4 protein-coding genes and 1 riboswitch are annotated in these 3,242 nt (G+C 39.0%); of the genes, 1 reads left to right on the top strand and 3 read right to left on the bottom strand.

Annotation, left to right across the window (positions count from 1 at the left end; genetic code table 11):
- The 3 genes from POTG_RS24800 to POTG_RS10700 all read right to left on the bottom strand — a co-directional run.
- Positions 1 to 389 (bottom strand): hypothetical protein (locus POTG_RS24800; RefSeq protein ID WP_036644981.1); only part of this gene is annotated, 389 nt, incomplete at its 3' end.
- Entirely contained in the window at positions 376 to 807 is a 432-nt protein-coding gene (locus tag POTG_RS10705) for a BlaI/MecI/CopY family transcriptional regulator (protein ID WP_009224843.1), read from the bottom strand. The genes POTG_RS10705 and POTG_RS24800, both read right to left, overlap by 14 nt.
- Positions 808 to 1,006: 199 nt before the next feature.
- Complete coding sequence (locus POTG_RS10700; RefSeq protein ID WP_009224842.1) at positions 1,007 to 1,477, bottom strand: C40 family peptidase; 471 nt, start codon at positions 1,475 to 1,477, stop codon at positions 1,007 to 1,009.
- A 4-nt stretch (positions 1,478 to 1,481) separates the two neighbouring features.
- Positions 1,482 to 1,616: riboswitch (cyclic di-AMP (ydaO/yuaA leader) on the bottom strand.
- A gap of 400 nt (positions 1,617 to 2,016) precedes the next feature.
- On the opposite strand from POTG_RS10700, the gene POTG_RS10695 reads away from it, so the two are divergent.
- Positions 2,017 to 3,242 (top strand): HAD-IC family P-type ATPase (locus POTG_RS10695; RefSeq protein WP_036645026.1); only part of this gene is annotated, 1,226 nt, incomplete at its 3' end.

Below are 3,242 nucleotides of genomic sequence, written 5' to 3'. Positions count from 1 at the left end.
CCATAAGTTAAAGCGAATAATGAATGGTCTTTAATAACTATTATTTTCCCATTAATTCTTTGATATTTTTTGTTTATTGCTTCCGTCAACAAAATATCCGATTTGAATTGGACTTCTTTATTCCACTGTATTTCAAGATACACTTGTTTGAATAGAATGTAAAAAAATGACAGAAAGCTATATAAAATGATGATATTCAATCCTATTAATATGAACTGGTGTATCATTGTGGTCTCTCCAAGAGCGGAAAGACAATATTCCAATATTCCCCATTGAATGGAATAACCCCAAATTTCATGCAGAACATAAAATGCCATATGACTCCAAAAGAGCAAACCAAGGACGATCATCAAGTAAAAAATAATCGAATGCTTTTTAATGGTTATCATGGCGATTTTTTTTCCATTCATTTAAACGTGATTCTAATAACTTCATCAACTGAGGATCGGCCTGCTGCATCGCATCAACCATATGATTTACCATCAAGTTCCCATAGTCGTTAATTAAACCTACGGTAACAGTTTTCGTTTGTTCGGTAATAAATTCTTCCTTGCTTTGTACAGGTTCAAAATAACTCTGTCTTGCTCTTCCCTTCCCTATAGTTGCTTTCTTCAGATGCCCTTTTTCAATCAAGCGATTCATCACCGTCATCACGGCATTGAAAGATAAATCATCATCCAGAAGAGACTGCACTTCTTTAATGGTTATTCTATTATGTTCCCAAATAATCTCCATGATTTGAGCTTCTAGAGAACCAAAAAAGCGATTTAGCCCCTCCTCGTTTAAATACATACGTTTAACAGACATGCTTACACCCTTTCATCCAAAATTGACTCTTAAAGTCCTATCTTGGACCAGAATCAACAACTGCTGTAAGTCTAACATACTACACATTGTAGTTAATAAATCTTCTTTGGTCAAATTATGAATATGATCGTCCTCTTTGGATGATCATATTCGAAAAATAGAAGGACAAGCCCATAACTATAGCTTGTCCTTTTAAAGGTTATTCTTCACCAATCATTTTAAGGTAACTCTGCTCACTCACAACACGTCTTGCAGTAACATACCGATTTTTATAATAAGATTCTGACAAACTGCTTATTCTTACACCTTTACTACTTGAAGAGTGTGCAAACTTATTGTCGCCGATATAGATGCCTGCATGAGAAATCCCCTTCCCATCCGTATTAAAAAATACCAAGTCTCCAGCTCGAAGATTGTCCTGATCCACCGGAGTTCCCTCTTTTGCCTGGCTTTTTGACGTACGAGGCAAATCCAATTTGAACTTATCAAAAATATATAAAATAAAACCCGAGCAATCAAAACCAGCTACTGTTGTACCTCCATACAGGTAAGGCGTCCCCACGACTTTATCCACTTCATTTTCAAGTTTGACCGAACTAGCAAAGGAACTGGTAGCGCTTGCTGAAAAAATAAGTGCTGCACCTAATGCCGATAAGATCAGTTTTTTCAAATATGTAGTCTCCCTTCGATGCCTACGGAGTTAGCTGAGGGTTCGGTAGAAGGTTCCCTATATTCTTTTTTACGAAAAGAATAATTCACCCAAAAGTGGTTCCCCCGTTTTCTGTTAAGAAATTCGGCAAAAATTAATTTTTTGTAACCCTACATAATGTAGTCTATTTTCTGTTATTTTGTCAATCCTTATTTTTTTAGAAGTACAAAAACCGTGATATGAATGGCTTAAATCACTTGCTAAAGGCTTTCGAGAGTTATTTGAAATGTCGAACTAAATGATTTTTTATAAAATAAAACCGCGCCGAAAATTGACATTATAATGTACCATATTTATACTACAATTTGTAGGGTTACAATATTTTAATTATTTAGCTTCCCTTCTTACATAGTGAATATGTCCTTAGCAACTGCTTATTTTTCTCTTCCTCTCTTCTACAATACGTTGATGTTGGAATAAGAACCGGAAGGTGATTAAAAATATCAAAAAAGGTTAAATTAATTACTTAAAAATAAATAAAAATGCGAAGGAGCAAGATCATGAATAACAATCATAAACATGATCAAAGCGATCATTCCCAACATTCCTCTGAACATCAACATAAAGAACTACACCACGAACCCAACGAACACCAACATTTACAACATGATGAACACGAGCACCATCATCAGCATGATGAGCACCGACATGTAAACCATGGCATGCACGCTGGCGGACATGATCATTCCAGACATCATGGGCATATGGTTGAAAATTTTAAAAAGCGTTTCTATATTTCCTTAATTGTCACGATTCCGATCCTGATCATTTCCCCAATGATTCAAATGTTTATGGGCGTAAACTGGCGATTTCCAGGGGATACGTACCTTCTTTTTCTATTGTCCTCGTTTGTGTTCTTCTATGGGGGCTGGCCTTTTATTAAAGGCCTTAAGGATGAGCTTTCCGCTAAAAACCCTGGAATGATGACTCTCATCTGTCTCGCCATCGTTGTTGCGTATGTATATAGTACAAGCTCTACTTTCGGTCTCACCACAACCGATTTTTTCTGGGAGCTTGCTACATTAATCGACATTATGCTGCTCGGGCATTGGATTGAGATGAAGTCCATCATGGGGGCCTCTAAAGCTTTAGAGGAGCTCGCCAAACTTATGCCTTCCGATGCACATTTGGTAAAAGAAAAAGGCGAGATTATCGAAATCGATGTCACTGGGCTTAAAAAAGGCGATATCGTACTCGTCAAACCGGGGGAAAAAGTTCCGATCGACGGTCAGATTACTGAAGGCGAAACCTTGATTGATGAGTCGATGCTAACCGGCGAATCCGTACCGAATGCCAAGCAAGTAGGCGACCAAGTTATTGGCGGCTCCATTAACGGTCAGGGCTCTGTCAAGATTTCCGTTCAGAGCGTAGGCAAAGAGACATACCTATCGCAAGTAATTGCACTCGTTCAAGAAGCCCAGGCTTCCAAGTCCCGAGCTCAGGATCTGGCGAACCGTGCCGCTAAGTGGCTCTTTTATGGTGCCTTGGTGGTAGGGATTCTCACCTTTGCCGCATGGATTACACTAGGGTATCCGATCTCTTTTGCTTTGGAACGTATGGTTACCGTGCTGATAATTGCATGTCCACATGCGTTAGGGCTCGCCGCTCCACTTGTCATTGCAACTTCGACATCGCTTGCCGCAAAGAACGGACTCCTGATACGCAACCGAACCGCATTTGAAGGTGCGCGGAATATCCAAGCCATTGTGTTTGATAAAACAGGAAC

This window comes from Paenibacillus sp. oral taxon 786 str. D14 (genome assembly GCF_000159955.1).
Lineage (GTDB): Bacteria > Bacillota > Bacilli > Paenibacillales > Paenibacillaceae > Fontibacillus > Fontibacillus phoenicis.
The sequence above is the reverse complement of the archived record's forward strand: the minus strand, read 5'-3'. Positions and strand labels throughout refer to the sequence as shown.

Bases quoted from the DNA above. Each gene is read 5' to 3' on its own strand.
- POTG_RS10705 (WP_009224843.1), bottom strand. From the start codon at position 807: ATGTCTGTTAAACGTATGTATTTAAACGAGGAGGGGCTAAATCGCTTT.